The organism is Pseudomonas migulae NBRC 103157, assembly GCF_002091715.1.
GTDB lineage: Bacteria > Pseudomonadota > Gammaproteobacteria > Pseudomonadales > Pseudomonadaceae > Aquipseudomonas > Aquipseudomonas migulae_A.
On the sequence record NZ_BDAG01000004.1, the window covers coordinates 50,933 to 70,767 of the forward strand.

General features: G+C 56.6%; 17 protein-coding genes and 1 pseudogene. 2 read left to right on the forward strand and 16 right to left on the reverse strand.

Annotation, left to right across the window (positions count from 1 at the left end; all coding sequences use genetic code 11):
- Positions 1–167: 167 nt before the first annotated feature.
- From PMI01S_RS04895 to PMI01S_RS04910, 3 genes and pseudogenes are all read right to left on the reverse strand, one after another.
- Entirely contained in the window at positions 168–3,179 is a 3,012-nt protein-coding gene (locus tag PMI01S_RS04895) for a DEAD/DEAH box helicase (RefSeq protein WP_084318242.1), read from the reverse strand.
- Positions 3,180–3,651: 472 nt separating this feature from the next.
- Positions 3,652–3,879, reverse strand: a complete 228-nt coding sequence (locus PMI01S_RS04905) for a type II toxin-antitoxin system RelE/ParE family toxin (protein WP_235864394.1) — start codon at positions 3,877–3,879, stop codon at positions 3,652–3,654.
- A gap of 46 nt (positions 3,880–3,925) precedes the next feature.
- A pseudogene (locus PMI01S_RS04910) lies at positions 3,926–4,170 on the reverse strand (YlcI/YnfO family protein).
- Between the two features lie 502 nt (positions 4,171–4,672).
- On the opposite strand from PMI01S_RS04910, the gene PMI01S_RS04915 reads away from it, so the two are divergent.
- Complete coding sequence (locus PMI01S_RS04915) at positions 4,673–5,035, forward strand: DUF6124 family protein (protein WP_084318244.1); 363 nt, start codon at positions 4,673–4,675, stop codon at positions 5,033–5,035.
- A gap of 109 nt (positions 5,036–5,144) precedes the next feature.
- Here the strand turns inward: PMI01S_RS04915 and PMI01S_RS04920 are convergent, their stop codons facing one another.
- The 10 genes from PMI01S_RS04920 to PMI01S_RS04965 all read right to left on the reverse strand — a co-directional run bounded on the left by PMI01S_RS04920 (position 5,145) and on the right by PMI01S_RS04965 (position 14,629).
- On the reverse strand, positions 5,145–5,987 hold the full coding sequence (locus PMI01S_RS04920) for an oxidoreductase (protein ID WP_084318245.1): 843 nt from the start codon (positions 5,985–5,987) through the stop codon (positions 5,145–5,147).
- 67 nt (positions 5,988–6,054) lie between these two features.
- On the reverse strand, positions 6,055–6,765 hold the full coding sequence (locus tag PMI01S_RS04925; protein ID WP_084318246.1) for an SDR family NAD(P)-dependent oxidoreductase: 711 nt from the start codon (positions 6,763–6,765) through the stop codon (positions 6,055–6,057).
- Positions 6,766–6,808: 43 nt separating this feature from the next.
- On the reverse strand, positions 6,809–7,465 hold the full coding sequence (locus PMI01S_RS04930) for a DsbA family oxidoreductase (protein WP_084318247.1): 657 nt from the start codon (positions 7,463–7,465) through the stop codon (positions 6,809–6,811).
- Entirely contained in the window at positions 7,462–7,683 is a 222-nt protein-coding gene (locus tag PMI01S_RS04935) for a tautomerase family protein (RefSeq protein ID WP_008025002.1), read from the reverse strand. The genes PMI01S_RS04930 and PMI01S_RS04935 overlap by 4 nt, the downstream gene beginning before the upstream one ends.
- A 328-nt stretch (positions 7,684–8,011) precedes the next feature.
- Positions 8,012–8,785, reverse strand: a complete 774-nt coding sequence (locus tag PMI01S_RS04940; RefSeq protein WP_084318248.1) for a DeoR/GlpR family DNA-binding transcription regulator — start codon at positions 8,783–8,785, stop codon at positions 8,012–8,014.
- A gap of 55 nt (positions 8,786–8,840) precedes the next feature.
- Positions 8,841–9,842, reverse strand: coding sequence for a 4-hydroxythreonine-4-phosphate dehydrogenase PdxA (pdxA, locus tag PMI01S_RS04945; RefSeq protein ID WP_084318364.1), 1,002 nt, complete (start codon positions 9,840–9,842; stop codon positions 8,841–8,843).
- Positions 9,843–9,847: 5 nt separating this feature from the next.
- Positions 9,848–11,128: a four-carbon acid sugar kinase family protein gene (locus tag PMI01S_RS04950; protein ID WP_084318249.1), complete on the reverse strand. Its 1,281-nt coding sequence runs from the start codon at positions 11,126–11,128 to the stop codon at positions 9,848–9,850.
- A complete protein-coding gene (locus PMI01S_RS04955) occupies positions 11,125–12,138 on the reverse strand; it encodes a 2-keto-3-deoxygluconate permease (RefSeq protein WP_084318250.1) in 1,014 nt (337 codons plus the stop codon). The genes PMI01S_RS04950 and PMI01S_RS04955 overlap by 4 nt, the downstream gene beginning before the upstream one ends.
- Before the next feature lie 294 nt (positions 12,139–12,432).
- Complete coding sequence (locus PMI01S_RS04960; protein WP_084318251.1) at positions 12,433–13,719, reverse strand: OprD family porin; 1,287 nt, start codon at positions 13,717–13,719, stop codon at positions 12,433–12,435.
- 241 nt (positions 13,720–13,960) lie between these two features.
- Positions 13,961–14,629, reverse strand: coding sequence for a DsbA family protein (locus tag PMI01S_RS04965; RefSeq protein ID WP_084318252.1), 669 nt, complete (start codon positions 14,627–14,629; stop codon positions 13,961–13,963).
- A 256-nt stretch (positions 14,630–14,885) separates the two neighbouring features.
- Between PMI01S_RS04965 and PMI01S_RS04970 the strand changes: the two genes are divergently transcribed.
- Positions 14,886–16,979, forward strand: a complete 2,094-nt coding sequence (locus PMI01S_RS04970) for a TonB-dependent receptor (RefSeq protein WP_084318253.1) — start codon at positions 14,886–14,888, stop codon at positions 16,977–16,979.
- Positions 16,980–17,190: 211 nt separating this feature from the next.
- On the opposite strand, the gene PMI01S_RS04975 is transcribed toward PMI01S_RS04970, so the two are convergent.
- The 3 genes from PMI01S_RS04975 to aguB all read right to left on the reverse strand — a co-directional run bounded on the left by PMI01S_RS04975 (position 17,191) and on the right by aguB (position 19,637).
- A complete protein-coding gene (locus PMI01S_RS04975) occupies positions 17,191–17,403 on the reverse strand; it encodes a hypothetical protein (protein ID WP_084318254.1) in 213 nt (70 codons plus the stop codon).
- A 244-nt stretch (positions 17,404–17,647) separates the two neighbouring features.
- Positions 17,648–18,754, reverse strand: coding sequence for an agmatine deiminase (gene aguA, locus PMI01S_RS04980; protein ID WP_084318255.1), 1,107 nt, complete (start codon positions 18,752–18,754; stop codon positions 17,648–17,650).
- Positions 18,755–18,758: 4 nt separating this feature from the next.
- Positions 18,759–19,637 (reverse strand): N-carbamoylputrescine amidase, encoded by an 879-nt coding sequence (gene aguB / locus PMI01S_RS04985; RefSeq protein WP_084318256.1) that lies wholly within the window; start codon positions 19,635–19,637, stop codon positions 18,759–18,761.
- Between the last annotated feature and the right edge of the window lie 198 nt (positions 19,638–19,835).

Consider the following 19,835-nt stretch of genomic DNA (forward strand, 5'->3'; position numbering starts at 1 on the left):
AACAGCTCGATTCTCATGCTGATAACTGATAAATCAACCGACGATGCGTTGCCTGATTAGGAGTATTAAAATAAGCCACCACGAATACACGGCTCAATCCAACAAAGGTAAAAAGGCCTCAGAACTTAGAGGCCTATGCACTTTAACTCTTACCAGTGGAAACGAGCTTACGGGGATGTAAAAATCTTGAGATCCACATCAAGCTCATCTGCAGTGCTCAGCCAATCTTCAATTAGTTGATACGCCTGAATACTTGTGGGCGAACACGCTAGCGGGCTCTGCATACTTCTTGTGAAATGACTAGCTGAGAAAGAGTTACCGGCAACAATCCAAATCTCCTTCTTACATTTCATCGATACTCTCCGCTCACAGATAACATCCCAGACCCTCTCAGAGAGTGAATCATCAAGTGGTGCAGGATGATTAATAGAACCTTCCACCAACCTGTAACGTGTATCTAGCGGAAACTCAGCACCAGCAGCTGGCCAAGCTTGCTTCCATGTAGAGAAGTTTCCAGGCTTCACCCTTTTAAGCCCTGAAATCAACATGTGAATGTTTTTTATTGCCTGACTGCCAACTTCCGCAATAGCACCGGCTGGAGATTGAGGGTTTAATGAATCACCACACTTGACATGAACAAAGCACAATTTTTCCGGCGAAGATAAAATGAAATCAGCAGGCTCAACGCCCATATCACAACAAAGAACAATATCACAAGCAGGGATATATGTTGCGAAAGGACCCAGTGCTCCAATTGGAGTTGTTTGGTCCCCATACCCTTTCAGCAAGTCGATCAAATAAAATATCGAATCCGTATCAAAATCAGCTCTAGTAGTCCGATGATACTTATGGTCGAGAGTGTGCCCCTTCTCTCTGAGAGCTGGAGCTCTAAGTGCGTCAAGCGGAAAAATGGCATTGCCTGCAAAGCTTTCTTCAGCGGGAATCCCGCGTTCGTAGGGTAAGGCTAGCTTGTAAAAGGCTCCTGCCAGATACGTTACGCCGTCTTCGTACAGCACTTTCAATCTATGCCCGGAATTCAAGTACTCCACTACCCACTCGATATCGGCTCTTCCCTCCGACGCTCCACTTAGAGCAGCCTCAAAAAACCCATCATCATCCGAGTAACTTAATGAAAGCTCTATAAGATCACCTTGAGCGTCGAAAGTAATCCCCTGCTGATAGTCAACATAAACAAAATCAGGATAAACCACACCGTTGTCCGTCGCTTTAGGGCCTTCAAGATCTGTAAAATCTAGCAGAACTGACAAAATTTCTGACGTGGGCTTTTCGCTGACAGGCTGAGCATAGGACTTGATCAGTCGCCCAGCATTCCCTCCAGCATTGATACATTGGCTTATCGCATCGACCCATTCAGAAATGTCTTGAAGAGTGAAGTTGGATTCTTTTTGATCGACGACCCGCCCGGACCTAGCGCCAATGTAAAAACTACTGTCTCTTTTGCCGTCCAGGCCAATATTATCGACCTTCACCATAGTTAATGCGTACCGGGAGTTACTTTGACTGCCGCGCCCGCCATCAAGATTCTGCCCTTTCAATGCTACGGACTCTGGACGGCGCAAAGCCCGACCAATAGCACGAGCGTGAGTTTCCTTAATCTGATTAATTGCTGTTTTAGCAGCCAAAGCAGTCAGCTTGTCAATATGAATTGCATTACCAAGCCTATACTGCTCCTGATTGTAATAACGACCACCGCCGCTATCGAAGATAGCGACACCAGAATCAATTTCTTTTACCACAACTACATGCAGCCTAGGCTCAAAGAAAAGCTTATTTGTAAAAAACTTTGAACTTTTAAACTCAACATAAATCATGACCTGCAAATCAAGAACTTCTTCATAAGATTTGACTAGCGATCCAGAACCATGCAACTCCCAATACAATCGATCCATCAGAAGCGGCAGAGAGAAATCAACCTCTTTTTGTACAAAGCAGACTGACGCATGAGGGATCTTGAGATCGTCTTCTGGATCAACACTATTGAGGTCAACTCTTTCTTTGAACTTACCATCAAAATAACTATATTTTGGAAAGCTCTCTAAGAAAGATTCAATCAAATAACTTGTGCTTAATGAGCTGACAAATTCGCCTGCACCACCATTGGCGAGATAGCTATCAAATTTTTGATATCCATCCCACATGCCCTCATTTGCCCCGCGGCTCAGGTCGATCACCAGCGGTTGGGTTTCTCCATACCGGCGTACAATCCGACCTACTGCCTGAACTAGCTCACGACCACTACCCAGTTCATAGGTAAGTATCAGTAACTTAGCCTCAGGGATGTCAACTCCTTCATCAAGCTTGTGCTGGTGAATTATCACCCGCACCCCCTCAACTTTAAGAGCTGGGCCAACTCGCTTAAATTTATTTTGCGCCTCGTCGATTTCTAGTCGCTCGTGCACGCTTGCCGTGATGAATGATTGAGAAAGGAGTTCATGGTATTTTAATATCTCTTCCAGACTCTTGCATTTCACGATACATTTCACATTTTCATTTGCACCTAGGTAGCCTAGAATGCCTGCAAGCAAATCGTCCTCCCTATCAACTTGCTCGTACTGGGGTTCCATAATAACCCCATCCTCGATCGCCTCTTTAAATGTAAAAACATAAAAATGATCGGTGCTTACGTTCAGTTCAAACAAGTCATTACGATAAGGAGTTGCCGTAACCACTACTTTCATCGCTGCGGACTGACGTATTATCTCACGCCAAACTGGAGAGGGCTCAGAGTGCCCTTCATCTACAATAATTAGATCAAAATCGCCTTGGACATTCTTTAATTCTTCGTCACTCAGCATCGTCAGCTTTTGAAAGCTTGTTATATAAACTCCGTCACCCTGATCAAAATTAGAGTCCCTATAGGTTTTCTTTAACTCAAACTCTTGATCACCAATTGTATTACGGAAGAATTTTTTCGAAATCTCTTTAAACAACTGATCTTTCACGGCCTTTCTGTGACATATCACAAGAACCTTCAAGGCATCTGACAGGTGTGATATAAGAGAGATAACTCCTGTTTTCCCCGCACCTGTTGGCAGGTTGATCAGAAACCCTCTCTCAGTATCATTTTCTTCGGCATACCTAACGAAGCTACGCACTGCTTCTAACTGACACTTTCTTAGCTTTTCTTCAGTAGAATCCAGATATTCCAAGATAGTCACAGTGGTCTTCCATGTAATTAAATAGGGTCTTTTAGGATCTTCAGGCCACGATGCGGAGGCGCGGCATCAAAACGCCATTATTCCATACACCTCGGCGCCAATGGTAGATACTTGATCAGGCCATATAGGAGACGATCGAGCTTCCTTTCACCGGACGACGCGAGACCATCCTTCGTCCGCTCTTGGCTAAGGGAGTCCTCTACCAGCTGCACCTTTGGGTTATCCACAGGAACCAATATTCGAAAGAGTGGCTGCCACGCCTCAAGGAGGCAATTCTTGAGTAAATCTCCTGGCATGAGTGAAAGGTTGGGCTGCCTTTAAAAGGATATTTTTAGAGGTAGAACGGGGAGTAACTTTATAAAAATATATACAGAACATATAGTTAGAGTTAATTTCGACTCCTGGTGCCGCACCATATAAAACGAAGCCCCCGTAAAAATACGAGGGCTTTTTTTGTTTTCGGGGGTCTCTCTTACCACTTGGTACGAGGGCGTTGCCGAGTGTGAAACACACCAAGGATTTGCAGGCGATCACCGCGTACCCGGTACGGAATGAGATAGGACCAGTTGGGTACTGCCCATTCGCGTGTGTTTTTGACTCGACCTTCACGGCCCATGGCTGGAAATTCGACCAGCTTGTCTACGCTGGCAAAGATCGCATTGGAGAAGTCGTCAGCAGCCTTGGGGTTTTCAAGGGCAATTTAGCTAGCTTCGTCTTCCAAGTTTTTGAGGGCTTTTTCCAGCCACTCAACCCGCACTCCTACTACAGCGCCGGGCGCGCATCGCTGCTACTTGATCACATCGGAGGCGAATTTACCCTGATCGGCCTCTTCCACCGCCAGCTTGATCTGTGCGGTCAGTGTCTTCTCGTGTTCGATGTCGTCGCGAAGAACATCCATCGCCAGGTAGCTCACACTTTGGCCATTCATCCTGGCCAGATCGGCGAGAGAGCTCGAAAGATCTTCCGGCAGGTTCAGGGATATTCCGGTCATAGCAGCCTTGATAGGGAGCGTTGGTTGGGCATCTTATACCGTCGTCGCCCAACACGGGGTGCAGCTCAATTAGTGAAAAATCGTCGGAAATTTCCTCGTTGCTCGGTGGAATACTCCCTTGAAAGTCTTGTATGTCGGATGAATGCCTTGCTTAACGATGCTTGTTTAAAAGCATTGCGCGTCACTTCCTGAAAGCTACAAAACCTTGCGGCATTGCCTACAGGTACGCCAGACTCCGCCGGCTTGTGCGGCTTTACCACGAACTCTATCGTTGACCTGCCACTGCTCATCAGTGGTCGGGCTTAGCGGCCCGCGGTATTTCGTTTGCACGTGCATCCATCCCACAGGTGTTTTTTCATGCCTGCGGTTTGATGGTGGCTGTATGCAGGGCGCCTTCGGGCGCACCGGCTTTACGAAGTTCCCCGGTCCGCTAACCTGCGTGCAGCTGCCACCCTTTTCGCTTAGCGGCAGAAAAGGGTTGGCACCCAGTAGGGAACTTCCTATGCGTAAAGTGACCCCTGATCCCCCGGATGCAGATAACGCATCTCCGAACGAAGGCCCCGAAACACAAAAGCGCGACGAAGCGACCAACCGCAACGACGATGATCACCACGCCTCCTTCGCCGACATCCGAGCCACCCCACGCACACCTTGCACGATGTACATCGTCAACCCTGAAGTCGACGTTCAAACGCTGCTGGGCTCTGTGTCCGAATCGCTGGCATCCGCATGCGTAATTACTATGGATCTGGCAGACCGAGAGACGGGGACAAGTCGCAACACGTTGTTGGGCATTTTTGAAATCATCATGCTGGCGGAAATCTCGGTGAACCGGGCACTGGACCAACTCGATCCTATTGAATAGAACGCGACACTTAAAAAGCCACGCTCAAATTCCGTGAAATCCCCAACTGTAGAAAACGGGCATTTCACGGATTTCATTCAATGGGTCGGTGAGCTGTGTCTGTATGAACTCAGTCGAACTCCGTCGATGCGGAAAGGTGTTCCCAGGCATCAATCTCTGCCTGAAGCCGCGCAATCTTCTCCCGCACCAATCTCACCGCATCTTTGCCCAGTAACAAATGAACCGGCGGTTTCTCAGCCGCCACCAGGGCCAACAATGCCTGCGCCGCCTTGTGCGGATCACCCGCCTGCTTACCACTCTTCTCTTCACGCGCCTTGCGCACCGGATCGAACACCGCGTCGTACTCACTAAAAGCGCGACCCGAGCGGGTCATCGAGCGCCCCGCCCAGTCGGTTCGAAACGAGCCTGGCGCCATGGCCGTCACGTGGATTCCCAGACTTTCCACTTCCTTGGCCAGTGCTTCACTGACGCCTTCAAGGGCGAATTTGCTGCCGCTGTAGTAAGCGATGCCCGGCAAAGTGATGAAGCCCGCCATGGAGGTGATGTTGACGATATGCCCGCTGCGTTGTTCACGCATGCCCGGCAAAACCGCCTTGATCATGGCGACCGCGCCAAACACGTTAACGTCGAACTGGCGCTGCATTTCCGCCAACGGCGATTCTTCGAGAATCCCCTCATGGCCATAACCGGCGTTGTTCACCAACACGTCGATCCGGCCCACTTCGCGCAGGATCTCGGCGACCAGCGGTTCTATCGCCGGGTAATCGGTGACGTCGAGCACGAATGCCTTGGCGCGATGGGCGTCCAGCGCTTCGAACGCAGCACGTTCGGATTCGCGTCGCACGGTGCCGGCCACCGTATGCCCCGCCGCCAGCGCCGCTTGCGAAAAGGCCAGGCCGAAGCCGGAGCTGACCCCGGTAATCAGGAAAACCTTGTGAACGTGGGTGTTCATGGTGCGCTCTCCAAATGAAAACGCCGTCGATAGAGATCGACGGCGCTGCGGACAGTCAGGTCAGGTTTTAGTGACCGGCGCTCTGCCCACCATCCACGTGCAGGATTTCGCCAGTGACAAAGTTGGCGCTGTCCAGATACACAACGGCCTGAGCAATGTCGCTGATCTCGCCCATGTGCCCGACCGGGTGCAGAGCGCCCAGCGCTGCGTGGGTTTCTTCGCCGTGCATCGGGGTTTTGATGATGCCTGGGGAAACCGCGTTCACCCGAATCCCGCGCTTGGCGTATTCGATGGCCAGGGATTTGGTCGCCGCGTTCAGACCACCTTTGGTCAGCGAAGCCAGTACCGATGGCACGCCGTCGATGGCGTGATCGACCAGGCTGGTGGTGATGTTGACGACGTGGCCGCTGCCTTGTTTTTCCATCTCGGTGATTGCGAGTTGGGTGATGTAGAAGAAGCCGTTCAGGTTCACCGACAGCACATTGGCGTAGTCTTCAGCGGTGTACTGGGTGAACGGTTTGGCGACGAAGATCCCGGCGTTGTTGATCAGGGTGTCGACGCGGCCGAAACGTGCGATGGCTTCGTGGATGACTTTTTGAGCGACTTCCGGGTTGCCGATGTCGCCGGCCACGGTGAGGATGTCCGGGTCGGTGGATGGTTTGATCGAACGTGAAGTGGCGACGACTTTGTAATCCAGATCACGGAATGCCTTGACCATGCCTGCGCCGAGACCTTGGGAGGCGCCAGTGATAACGATGACTTTTTTCGAATTGCTCATGATGAACCTCTACTGATAAATGATGGTTTGAAAAAGTAATGAATCAGGCTTCGGCGGGTTCCTTCGCCATTTGTCTCAACATCTGTTCGTAGTACTCGACCGACTGTGAACCGGACACCAGGTGACGACCGTTAAGCACCATGGCCGGAACCGAGTTGATGCCGCGTTGCTGGTAAAACGCTTCAAGTTCACGCACTTCTTTGTCGAACGCGCCGGACGCCAACACTTCTTGAGCCGCTGCCGCGTCCAGCCCCGCTTCTGCTGCCAAACGAACCAGCGTCTCGCGATCGCTCGGGTTCTGGCCGTCAGTGAAGTAACCGCGCAGCAGGATTTTCTTCAGTGCAACCTGCCGCCCTTCCTGCAGCGCCCACAACAGCAACCGGTGCGCATCAAACGTGTTGTAGAAGTGGCTGCGCTTTTCCAGATCGAAGGTGAAACCGATGGCCTCACCGCGAGCGATCTGCATGGCTTTGCCCGCGGCGACGTCTTCGGCGGTGCGCCCGTATTTGCGCATCAAGTGCTCGACGGCTTTCTCGCCTTCCGGCGGCATGTTCGGGTTCAACTCGAAGGGCTTGTAGGTCAGCTCCACCGAGACTTCACCGGCCACGTTCGCGATCGCTTGCTCTAACGCCGTCGCGCCCAATGCACACCAAGGGCACACCACGTCGGAGATGAAATCGATGGAGACCGATGCAGTCACGACTTGCCCTCCTTTTCAGCCAGTTGCTTGCGGTACTGGGTGGTGGTGATGCCGGCGTAACCCCAGTTATCGGTGTCGACTTCTTCGATCACGATGTGGGTCAGGTGCGGGTCCTTCTTGAGGACGCGTTCCAGTGTTTCAGTGATTTCAGCGATCACCTGAGCTTTCTGCTCAGAGGTAACGCCATCGCGGGTAATGCGTACGCTTACAAAAGGCATGAGGAAGATCTCCAGTGACCTGCTCATCGGGATGATGGGTAGGTGTTGGAGCTCAATGTAGGAGTTTGGGGGGTGGGGATAAAGGTGGGGGCGGGAACATCATTAGTTACGTGGTGTAATGCATGACTCCGTAACGCGTCGCAATTTTTCACCTTCTGCGACACGAATTGGGAACATGTCGTCGCAGACGACAGGTGGGCGACAGGTGTTACCAAAATAGGCTTTCGGTGACATGAGCGTGGAATCGCTTTTCGTAGGAGCCGGCTTGCTGGCGATGGCGACTTCGAGGGCGCCATCGCCAGCAAGCCGGCTCCTACGGTTCGGTGTTTTAACCGACGGTCACGGTTTCCACGGTGATTTGCTTGAGGGCATGAAACGGTGCGAGAGCAGCTTCATCGGCGGTGGCACCGGTGATCAACCGCCACTCCCGCTCAATCGGCGTCCAGTTTTGCTGGCGGGCGCGGCCGAGTTTATCGGTGTCGGCAAGGACGACGATTTGCGCCGCCCGTTTGATGATGCATTCCTTGAGATACGCCTGCTGCGCGCTCGCCTCGCACAGACCAAATTCCGCGACCACGCCATCCGCACCGAGGAAGGCTTTGTCGACGCTCAACCGGCTCAACGTCAGCTCGGCCAACGGCCCCAGCGTGCTCATGCTCGAACCACGCAGATCACCGCCAATCAAGGTCAGGCGAATACCCGGCGCGTTGGCCAGGGTCATCACGGCGAGCAAGTTATTGGTGACCACATGCACGTCTTGTCGCGAGCATAAATGGTGGGCCAGTGCGGCGCAGGTGGTGCCGCCGTCGAGCAGCACAGTATCGCCGTCCTGGACATGCGCCGCCGCCGCCTGGGCGATCGCATCTTTTTGCTCCCACTGAGACGTCTTGCGTTCTTCGAGGGAGGCTTCCGGTTCATGGACGCCGACCACGGCAGTGGCGCCGCCATAGGTGCGCACCAGGTGCCGCTGTTTGGCGAGCATGGTGAGGTCGCGGCGCACCGTGGCTTCCGAAACCCCGAGCGCCGCGCTCAATTGCTCGACGTTGGCATCGCCAATGCGTACGAGGTCGAGGATGGCGCGGTGGCGTTCGGAGGCTTTCATGGCAGGTCTCGCGTGGGGGACGGTGGTCGATCTTACACGACAGCGCCCGTGCGGCTCATCCCCGTCGCGTGGCCAGCTCGGCACCCTGGCGCAGCGCTTCGAGCAGGCTGCGCTCATCGGCGATGCCTTTGCCGGCAATGTCGAACGCGGTGCCGTGGTCGACCGAGGTGCGGATCACGTCGAGGCCTACGGTGACGTTCACGCCGGCTTCAAGACCGAGCACTTTGACCGGGCCATGGCCCTGGTCGTGATACATCGCAACCACCAGATCGAAATCACCGCGGCCGGCGCGGAAGAACAGTGTGTCGGCCGGCAGCGGACCGGTGACGTCGAGGCCGCGTTCCTGCAACAGCTTCACCGCCGGGATGATTTTTTCTTCCTCTTCGCCATAACCGAACAGGCCGTTTTCACCGGCATGCGGGTTGATCCCGCACACGCCGATGCGTGGACGGGCAATGCCGGCCTTGATCAACGTTGCGTTGCCGCGCTCGATGGTGCGCTGAACCAGGCCCGGCTCGATCTTGCGGATCGCGTCGATGATGCCGATGTGGGTGGTGACGTGAATCACCCGCAGCTGCGGCGCCACCAGCATCATCGACACCTCGTCGACGTTGGTCAGGTGCGCAAGCATTTCGGTGTGGCCGGGGTACTTGTGACCACCGGCGTGCAGCGCTTCCTTATTGAGTGGCGCGGTGCAAATGGCATCAATCTGGCTGGCCTCGGCGAGTTGCACCGCACGGGCGATGTACTGATAAGCAGCATCACCGGCGATGGGCGACAGTTCGCCGAACGGCAGGTCCTCGGGGATCAGGTCGAGGTCGATGCAGTCGATGATGCCGGCCTCGTAACGCGCTTCGGACGCGTCCTTGATGCGGCGCACTTTGGCGTTGCCGCCGACGATGACATTGGCTTGTTCGAGCCGTCGCGCATCGCCGATCACCAGCGGCCGGCATTGTTGATAGACGATGTCGTGAGTCAGGCTCTTGACGATGATTTCCGGACCGACACCCGAGGCGTCGCCCATGGTGATGCCGATGACGGGGAGGTAATTGCTCATGATGTTCATTCGAGTCCTTGGATTCGTGTGCGTTGGGGCGGGGAGCGATCGGCGCTGTCGCTCAGGTGATGCCATGCCGCGTACAAGGCGTTATCGGTGCCGAATGCGCCGGCCTTGGTCACAATGCCGGGGCGATGTCCTTGCCGGGAAACCGTTGGCCGGGCGTAGGCAACCCCGGCTTCGATTTCGGTGAGTAGTTGCAGGCTGTCGATGCCGACGGTGGTCAATATGGCCCGTGCCGTCTCGCCCCCCGTGGCGATCAGGCCGCCGACCTTGGCGAAGTGTGGTTCTACCAATACGGCCAGCATGGTCGAAAGTTGCGCGCCTTCCTGCGGATCGAACGCTTCATCGCGGCCGATGCGCAACAGCAGGTCACTCCAGCCATCCAGTTGCTCGCCGATCCGCGCTTGCCACAACGCCCAGTCGCCATGGGTTGTGCCTTGGCGAAGGACCTGGGGCGGGACGACCAGTTCGCTGACGCCACCACGTTCCTTGAGCAACGCGCATTGCCGCTCGCAGACGCCGGACAGGCTGCCGACGAGGATCAGAATCGGCGCCTGGCTTTTTTCCTGCACGGTCGGTTCGATGGTCGTGAACCGTGCTTCCGAGAAGTCCGGAAGGCTGGCGATTTCCCGCGCCAGACCACCCGAACCGATCCAGAACAGCGGCTGATCCATCGACGCGGTCAGGCGAGCGAGGGTCAGCAGATCGTCTTCGGTTTGTGCATCGACGATCAGCGCCTGCGTGCCGTTGCGGGCGACTTCGGTGATGTGCTGCGCGAGCGCTTTTTCGTTGCCGCGCAAGGTGTCGAGGTCCAGCTTCGCGGTGCTCAGGCCGGCGGCGATGAGCATCGCTTCGACGTCGGCTGGACGATCAGCGTTTTCGAGTTTCCAGGTATCAGTGGTTTCCAGCGGTTGACCGTTCACGAACACCCGACCGCCGCGCAATGTGCGCCCCGTAGCGGGGAACGCCGGGGCAACGATGGCCAGGCCGGCCAAGGGTTGCAGGGCAGCGACTTCCGCCGCCCAGTTGCCGCGCAAGGTCGAATCGATTTTCTTGTACAACCGCTGCCCAGGCTGATGCAGCGCCTTGAATGCAGCGACGGTGCGCTCAGCGGCCCGCGCCGGTGACAGGCGCCGGGTGTCCGTATCGGCGGCAATCACCTGAGCATCGGCCTTGTCATTCAGAGGATCGAGCGTGACGACCGTTTGCATGCCCACGCTCGCAAAGCCGATGGCACAATCCGCCGCGCCGGACAGGTCATCTGCGATGATCAGAATCCTCATCGCAACGCCTCCTGCTTTGGCGGTTCGATCTCCGGCTCGGGGATGACGACGGGGTTACGCTGCTGCACGCGCTTGGCGACGGCGGCGGTGAGTATCGGGGCAAGGATTGCGGTGACCACGACGCAGGCGGCCACCAAAATCGTCGCGCTCTTGGCCGCTTCGGCGTAGACGGGGTTGGCCGCTGCGATCAGCGCCGGAACCGCCGCAGCGTTCCCGGCGGTGGTGGCCGCCGCGACACCGGCGACACCCGTGCCACCGGTCAGGCGGTCGGCGAAGAACAGCGGAATGCCGGTCAGCACAACGACCGCAACACCCATGCCCAGACCCAGCAAACCGGCCTGCCAGACGTTATGCAGGTCCAGGCTGGCGCCCAGTGCCAACGCGAAGAACGGGATCATCACCGGAACGGCCTTGGCCAGAAAGTCGCGCATGTCACGGTCGAGATTACCCAACAACATGCCCAGCGCCAGCGGCAGGATGCTGCCCACCAGCGTCGGCCACGGGAACGCCGACAGACCGGCGATGCCCAGGGTGACCATGGTCAGAAAAGGCCCGGACTCCAGGGACATGACCGAGTAGGCACCGACGTCTTCAGAGCGACCGTACTGACCCATCAGCGCCATGTACAAACCGCCGTTGGTGTCGTTCATCGCGGCGACCACCGCCAGTGTTGAAATGCCGGCGAAGAGTCCTGACGAAATCGGCTGCTCGCCCAGGAAGTGCCCAAGCACGATGCCGATGAGCACAGCGATACCGACTTTGGTGATCAGCAGCGTGCCGCCCTTCTTGAGCAGGTAAGGCGTGGCTTTGATGTTGATGCTCGCGCCCATGCAGACATAGAACACCGCGAGGATAGGTAGCGCCCCGGTGAACAACGCATTGGTGAATGAGCCGAAAAATTTTGGCGTGTCAGGCAGGAAGGTTGCCACCAGCGAACCGATCAGCAGAGGCACGATCATCATGCCGCCCGGGATGCGTTCTATGGTGCGCTTGATAGGAATCTGGGCCACGAGGGTCTCCTTTTATAATTGTTGGGTAAGACGTGTTTCACCTCGAAACTGACTGAACTGATCAGGCAATGATTGATTCAGTCAAATTCATCTTAGGCTCTCGCTTAAAATTGCGCAAACCAATCATTCAAATGATCGTTTTGATCATTTCGATAGGAAAATCTGGCTGTGAAAAGCGGAGCGAGTCGTCCTGCGGTGCTGTCTAGAGCCTTGCAGTGCCCACAAAAAAGCCCCGAACCAGTCGGGGCTTTTCTTTTTCAGCCTTGAATCAGGCTTCGATGCTGCAACCGATCATCAGAAAATGTTGATCGGGTAGTCCACGAACACACGCACTTCGTTGCCGCTGACGTTGTACTCGCTGGATTTCTGCGAAACACGCAGGATCGAGCTGCGCAGTTTCACGCTCAGGTCTTTGGCAGGGCCGCTTTGCACGACGTACTTGAACTGGTTGAAGATTTCGCGCTCGGTACCGCCTTCGCTGGTGGAGGTGGTGATGTTGTCGCCGCGCACGTAAGCCACGTTGTAGCTCAGGCCCGGGACACCGAACGTGCTGAAGTCCAGACCGTAGCCCACCTGCCAGCTGCGTTCGTCTTCGGCGTTGAAGTCGGACCAGTAGGAGTTCGCCAGGTAGATGGTGTTGCCGCCATCGCCGACGCGACCTTGATCTTTCTGGTAGCCGCCGTAGGCGTAGCCCAGGTTGCTGTCGCCAGTGCTGCGCTGGTGCGCAACGGTGAACGAGTGCGGGCCGGTGGCGAAGGTCGCTGCCAGGCTCCAGATTTTGTTGTCGTCACCGGTCGCACCGCTTTCGCGGACGTAGGAATCTTCCAGCTTGGTGCGGTAGCCGTTGAAGTCGAGGGTCAGGGACTGATCCTTGTCGATCGGGAACACGTAGTTGGCGTTCACGTATTGCTTCTTCAGTACATCTTCGACGTCGGACGCGTACAACGCTGCTTTGAACTGTTCGGTGAACTGGTAGCTGCCGCCCAATACGTTGATCGACTTCAAGCCACCGCTGTCACGACCTTCCGCGCTCTTGCGCGATTCGGCGGTAAAGCGACCGGCGTTCAGCTCCAGGCCTTTGATCTCCTTGGAGGTGATCAAGGTGCCGGTGTAGCTTTCCGGCAGCAGGCGCACGTTGTCGTAGCTCAACACCGGCAGGGCCGGCATCTGGTCGCCGTAAGTCAGCGTGGTGCTGGAGAGACGGAACTTGACCGCTGCGCCGCCCTTCGACAGGTCATCAGCCGCGTTGCCGCTGTCGCCCTTTTTGAAGAAGTCGATACCTTGTGCGCCGGTGCGACCCTTGCCGCCATCCAGACGCAGTGCGTACAGACCGAATGCGTCCACACCCACACCGACGGTGCCTTGGGTGAAACCGGACGAGAACGTACCGATAGCCGCCTGGCCCCACTCGGCTTTGTCCGGTCGACCGTCTTTGTAGTCACGATTGATGTAGGCATTGCGCAGCAGCACTTTGAGGCTGCTGTCTTCAACAAAACCCTTGGATTCGGCCTGGTCGTTAGCCATGGCCTGTGTCGCGCTCAACATCCCCAGAGCGATCAGGCTGATTCGCTTGTTCAACATTTTGTTCTTTTCCTTATTACGGGTTGATACGCGCTGCGTCGAACGGCTGAAACGGCGCTATCGCACTCTTTTTTCACCCCGAAACAAAAAGGCCCGCCCACGAAAAGTCGTGGCGGGCCTTTTTATTATTTTGAGTCATGGCGGTTGGCCACAGGCGTTGGGGCGAATCCTAGTCGCGCCCTGAACCCTGTGTCAATTTCATGAATCGTCTGTGAATAGGCGAAAATCGTCTAAGAACTTCCTAATCGCAGCCGTTGAGCCCACAGGTTTGAAGCCCGGATGCAGCCGCATGCGCAGGAAGTGACTGACTCAACCAGGCCGCGAAGGCTTGCGGCTTGCCGAGCCAGGGTCCGATGTCGACCAGCGTGAACTGGCCATCCTCCTCCAGTGCGAAGGTCGGGAAACCATGGCCACCGATGTTGGCCAACAGGTCGCGACTGGCCTTGATGTGGCGATCGGTCTCGGCGTTTTTGAACGCAGCCTGGAAGGCTTCAGGTTCCAGGCCGAGGTCGCGAGCGAGCTCAAACAACACCGCTTGATCGGCAATGCGCCGACCTTCCACGTAATGCGCGCTCTGCAAACGCCCCAATAGCTCCAGTCCACGGCCAGCGACCTGCTCGGCCGCGAGCACGGCGGCAATCGGCGGCGCGGAATCGAACACCGCCGTCTCATCGCGCAGCAAACCTTCGAAATACGCATCGCCGAATGGCTGGGCGGTGTACTCGGCGATACGCCGGTCGTGAGGCATCACGTAGTTGCGCAAGTGTGGCGAGACGTTCTTGCGGTTGGCGCCGGTCATCATGCCGCCGCCATGGGCAATCACCGGCAGAACTGCCTGGGCGGCTTGCACCAGTGGTTTTGCACCGTAGCACCAGCCGCACAACGGGTCGTAAATGTAGTGAAGGATCATTGGAGGCTCCGGCCAGAGGGTAGAAATCTGATGCCGGCAGGTTAGTCCTCCTTCTATTTCTGAAAAACGCCGGAATAGCTTTCAGTCTGTTTCAGGAATCGGTCGAATACCTGAAACAGGCGGTGTAACAACTTGGACATAAATTGAAACAATCAAACCAAGGAACTTTTCAGGAATAATTAACGGAAGCAAATAGCACGCATTATCATTCGCGCCCTACACGCTACACCCCAAAACCCTACGGACGCGTCCTTCAATGCCTGCCCCTTTTCGCCTAACACCCTTCAGTCTTGGCCTCTGCACTTTGCTGTCTGCCGGTTTTTCCTACGCCGCCCCTACAACATTGCCAGAAACCTCCATCAGCGCCGAAGCGGAAGCCGACGACCCACGCGTAAAAGAAACCAGCACCGCGACCCGCACCGCCACACCGGTGCGCTACGTGCCACAAGCCATCGACTCGATAAAAACCTCGAACGTCGTCGATTACGGCACCAATGATCTGGGCACCGCCCTGAGCGGCATTCCCAACGTCAGCAGCGGCGCCGACACCCGCTTCGACAGCCTGCGCATCCGCGGTTTCGACGCCAGTAACGATTTCTATCTGGACGGCATTCGCGACGACAGTCAGTACGTGCGCGACCTGCACAACATCGAACGCATCGACGTGCTCAAGGGCCCGGCAGCGGTGTTGTACGGCCGTGGCAGCCAGGGCGGGATCGTCAACCGTGTCAGCAAGTTGCCGGAGTTCGGGCGCCGCTCCTCCATTGAAGCCCAGGGCGGCAGCAACGATTTGCGCAGCCTTTACGCCGACCTGAGCACCGATCCCAGCGAGAACATCAGCCTGCGCCTGAACATGGGCAACATGGACCAGAACAGCTTTCGCGATGGCGTCAGCGGCAATCGCCAGTTGTTTGCGCCGTCGATGAGCTGGCAACTGACGCCCGACCTGAATTGGTTGGTGCAGTACGAATACAGTCGCTACAACCGTACGCCGGATCGCGGTATTCCCGGTGTAAACGGACGCCCGGCCGACGTCGGACGGGATACGACCTACGGCAGCGATCACGATTTCATCGACGACAAGTCGCAATCCCTGCGCTCGAAACTCAGCTACGACATCAACGAAGACTGGCAACTGCGCCAGACGCTGGGGGTGTTCAAGCTCGACAGCGATTTCGACAACACCTACCTCACCGGCTACACACCGGCGACCAACCGGGTCACGCGCCAGCACTGGCAGCAGGACCTGACCACTCGCAACGTCTACAACAACATTGAGCTGGAAGGCGGTTTCGACACGTTCGGCCTTGAGCATCGCCTGCTGACCGGCGTTGAAATCGGCAGTCAACGCCGTGACCCGAAGCTCTACACAGCGGCCACTACCGGGCCTGGCCGCCAGGCCGTGCCGTCGCTGGATCTGTATAACCCGGATCGGGATTTGCGCCACACCGGGCGCATGCAAGTGTCCAGCGACAACCACACCGAAGTCGAAAGCCGTGCGGTGTACGTGCAGGATCAGCTACGCCTGAATGATCAATGGCAATTGCTGGCCGGCCTGCGATACGACACCTTCGACATCGAGTCGACCAACAAGCTGCGCAACATCTCCGAAGACCGCGACAGCCACAGCACCAGCCCGCGTGCAGGACTGGTCTGGACGCCCCTGCAAAATCATTCCTTCTACGCTTCCTGGACCAAGACCTTTTCGCCGGCCGGCGGCGGTTTGATCGGCATCACCCCGGGCGCTGCCGGCAATACCAACGACCTGAGCCCCGAGCTGACCAAGCAGAAAGAAATCGGCGTGAAGAGTGACTGGCTCGACGATCGCCTGAGTACCACGCTGGCGATCTACGAACTGGAACTCTACAACCGTCGCACCAGTGACCCGCTCAACCCGACCATCACCTTGCTCTCCGGCAAGCAACGTTCCCGCGGGATCGAGCTGACCGGCACCGGCAAGATTGCCGGCAACTGGTACGTGCGCGGTGGCGTGGGCGTGCAGGACGCGACGGTCGAAAAGGACAACAACGGTTTTGAAGGCAAGCGCATCAGCAATGTGGCCAAGCACAACGGCAGTCTGTTCCTGACCTGGAAACCGGAAATGGGCTGGTACGCCGAAACCGGCCTGACCCTGGTCGGCGACCGCTATGCGGATAACCTCAACACCACCGTTCTGCCGGGTTATGGCCGCTGGGATGCATTGGCCGGATTCCGTCAGAAGGACTGGGATTTGCGCGCGGCGCTGAACAACATCAGCGATAAAACCTACTACTCGTCCGCCACCAGCGCTGCGCAGATTCAACCGGGTGAGCCGCGCAGCCTGGTGGTGACCGGGACTTACAGCTTCTAAACACCCCAGACTCCGAGATCACGCTGATCCCTGTAGGAGCCGGCTTGCTGGCGATAGCGGTCTTCCAGTCAATGTCTTTATTGACTGGGTCAGCGCTATCGCCAGCAAGCCGGCTCCTACAGGGGGTCAGCGTCACTCGCATAAAATCATGGCCCATAAAAAAGCGCCGCCTTCCCGGCAGCGCTTTTATCAATCCTTTGTCGTTCTTTTTTTATCCTTCCATCACATCCCACAACGCATCCAGCTCCGCCTCGCTGAATAAACCAGCGGGATAGCGCTCGATCATCATCCGGCGCGGATCAGGCTCCCTGATCTGACGCGTTCCATTGGACTTCAACCAGTGCGCCAGGATCTGGAGCGATTCGCTGTTGACTGCCAGGGGATGCAGTGCCCGCTCGCTCACTACGTTCATTTCGGCGTTCATTTCCGCGCTCTCTCCTGGTTTGTGAGCGGCTAACTTATCCAAGGTTTATGACAGAACATCGAAGTTCTCCCCTCCCTGTTTCTCGTCAGGAGAGATACAAGAGCTGTGCCAATGTGTCGGAACGGTCGACCAGCGGATACAAAAAAGCCCGCAGTCCTGATGGGCTGCGGGCTTCTTGCAAGGCGTCGAAGGAAAACCGTTGTCCGAGTGATTTTCCAGTCAACTCAGGCTGTTACAACTGCACTCACTCTTTGTGCGGTGCAGGCTGCTGTTGGGTAAGGCAGTGGATGTTACCGCCGCCCAGTAACAGTTCGCGGCCCGGCACCATGACGACTTCGTGCTGCGGGAACAGGCTCTGCAAAATCTCTTTGGCCGGGCCGTCCAGTGGATCGTCGAAGCTCGGCGCGATGATGCCGCCGTTGACGATGAGGAAGTTCACGTAGGAACCGGCCAGACGAACGGTCGGATTGCGCTCCTGGGTTCCGTCTACCGGGTCCACGCCGGCGCACTCTTCTTCGGTCGCATACAGCGGCCCCGGAATCGGCATCTTGTGCACCGTGAATGGGCGCCCCTTGGCGTCGGTGCTGCTTTCCAGCACTTTCATAGCCGCCTGGCAGCGCGGGTAGTTCGGGTCTTGCGGGTCGTCGGTCCAGGCCAGCAACACTTCACCCGGACGCACGTAGCAGCAGAAGTTATCCACATGGCCGTCGGTTTCGTCGTTGAACAAGCCATCCGGCAGCCAGATGATTTTATCCACAGCCAGGTTGGCGCTGAGCACCGCTTCGATGTCTGCACGGTTCAGGTGCGGGTTGCGATTGCGGTTGAGCAGGCATTCTTCGGTAGTGATCAGCGTGCCTTCGCCATCAACGTGGATCGACCCGCCTTCGAGCACGAAGCCCTCGGTGCGATAACACGGGCTGCGTTCAATCTCGAGGATCTTGCCGCCGACCTGCGAATCACGATTCCACGGCGAGTACAGGCCACCGTCAAAACCGCCCCACGCGTTGAAATCCCAGTTCACACCACGGACTTCGCCACTGTTATTGATGACGAACGTCGGCCCTGTGTCGCGGACCCAGGCGTCGTCACTGGACATCTCGACCACCCGAATATTCGGTACATCGAGACGGGCACGCGCGTTTTCGTACTGGCCAGCGGAAACCGCCACCGTCACGGGTTCGAAACGTGCGATGGCCTTAGCCACCGCCACGTGTGCGGCTTGCGCCGGTTTGCCACCCAGGCGCCAGTTGTCCGGACGCTCGGGCCAGATCATCCAGGTCTGGGTTTGGGGCGCCCACTCGGCAGGCATGTAGAAGCCGTCGGCGCGCGGGGTGCTGTTTAAAGTGGTCATGCAGTCAGGACTCCAGGGAACCGTCGAGGGTTTTGAGCGCATTGTATAGGTTCGGGCGACGATCACGGAACGAGCCCCACGCGCTGCGAATGTGCTCCAGTTCGTCGAGGTCGAAGCTGTGAACCAGCACGCCTTCTTCGGTTTCATCGAGTTCCTGGACCTTCTCGCCGAACTGGTTGGCGATGAACGACGAGCCGTAGAAGGTGATGTCGTACCCGTCCTGCTCCTCATTGCCGATGCGGTTGCTGGCGATCAGCGGCATCAGGTTGGCGCCGGCATGGCCCTGTTGCACACGCTGCCAATGGTCACGGGACGAGATGGTCTTGTCGTGCGGCTCGCTGCCGATGGCGGTCGGGTAGAACAGAATTTCCGCACCCAGCAACGCCATGCTGCGGGCGCACTCGGGGAACCACTGATCCCAGCAGATGCCCACGCCGATTTTCGCGTAACGGGTGTTCCACACTTTGAAGCCGGTGTCGCCCGGGTTGAAGTAGTACTTTTCGTGGTAGCCAGGGCCGTCCGGGATATGGCTTTTACGATAAATCCCGAGGTTGCTGCCGTCGGCATCGATGATCGCGATGCTGTTGAAACGCGCGCGGCCGGCCCGTTCATAGAAGCTGATCGGCAGCACCACTTGCAGTTCCCTGGCGATTTTCTGGAAATGCTTGATGGCGACGTTCTCTTCCACCGTCGTGGCCAGTTGCAGGTAATCCGGATTGGGTTTCTGGCAGAAGTACGGCGCCTCGAACAGTTCCTGGATCAGGATGATCTGCGCGCCTTTGGCTGCGGCCTCACGGACCAGCCTTTCAGCGGTTTCGAGGTTGGCTTCAAGGTCCCAGGAACAGGCCATCTGGGTGGCGGCGACGGTAACGATACGGCTCATGAATCATCTCCGGGCAAGTGCTTTAAGGTCGAGTGTGGCATCGACCGATGACAGAAAAGGAAGTGGCGGGCGTGATGAGGCACGCCGCGGCAATGGCGACTTTATAGCCGATAAAAATCGGCTTTAAAAGCGATTAATCTTCCTTCCGTCGAAAAAAACAGCACTTAAACCCGATAACAATCGATGTTTTGTCAGTGT

Bases quoted from the DNA above. Each gene is read 5' to 3' on its own strand.
- PMI01S_RS04915 (WP_084318244.1), top strand. From the start codon at position 4,673: ATGCGTAAAGTGACCCCTGATCCCCCGGATGCAGATAACGCATCTCCG.
- PMI01S_RS04920 (WP_084318245.1), bottom strand. From the start codon at position 5,987: ATGAACACCCACGTTCACAAGGTTTTCCTGATTACCGGGGTCAGCTCC.
- PMI01S_RS04925 (WP_084318246.1), bottom strand. From the start codon at position 6,765: ATGAGCAATTCGAAAAAAGTCATCGTTATCACTGGCGCCTCCCAAGGT.
- PMI01S_RS04935 (WP_008025002.1), bottom strand. From the start codon at position 7,683: ATGCCTTTTGTAAGCGTACGCATTACCCGCGATGGCGTTACCTCTGAG.
- PMI01S_RS04940 (WP_084318248.1), bottom strand. From the start codon at position 8,785: ATGAAAGCCTCCGAACGCCACCGCGCCATCCTCGACCTCGTACGCATT.
- pdxA (WP_084318364.1), bottom strand. From the start codon at position 9,842: ATGAGCAATTACCTCCCCGTCATCGGCATCACCATGGGCGACGCCTCG.
- PMI01S_RS04950 (WP_084318249.1), bottom strand. From the start codon at position 11,128: ATGAGGATTCTGATCATCGCAGATGACCTGTCCGGCGCGGCGGATTGT.
- PMI01S_RS04960 (WP_084318251.1), bottom strand. From the start codon at position 13,719: ATGTTGAACAAGCGAATCAGCCTGATCGCTCTGGGGATGTTGAGCGCG.
- PMI01S_RS04965 (WP_084318252.1), bottom strand. From the start codon at position 14,629: ATGATCCTTCACTACATTTACGACCCGTTGTGCGGCTGGTGCTACGGT.
- PMI01S_RS04970 (WP_084318253.1), top strand. From the start codon at position 14,886: ATGCCTGCCCCTTTTCGCCTAACACCCTTCAGTCTTGGCCTCTGCACT.
- PMI01S_RS04975 (WP_084318254.1), bottom strand. From the start codon at position 17,403: ATGAACGCCGAAATGAACGTAGTGAGCGAGCGGGCACTGCATCCCCTG.
- aguA (WP_084318255.1), bottom strand. From the start codon at position 18,754: ATGACCACTTTAAACAGCACCCCGCGCGCCGACGGCTTCTACATGCCT.
- aguB (WP_084318256.1), bottom strand. From the start codon at position 19,637: ATGAGCCGTATCGTTACCGTCGCCGCCACCCAGATGGCCTGTTCCTGG.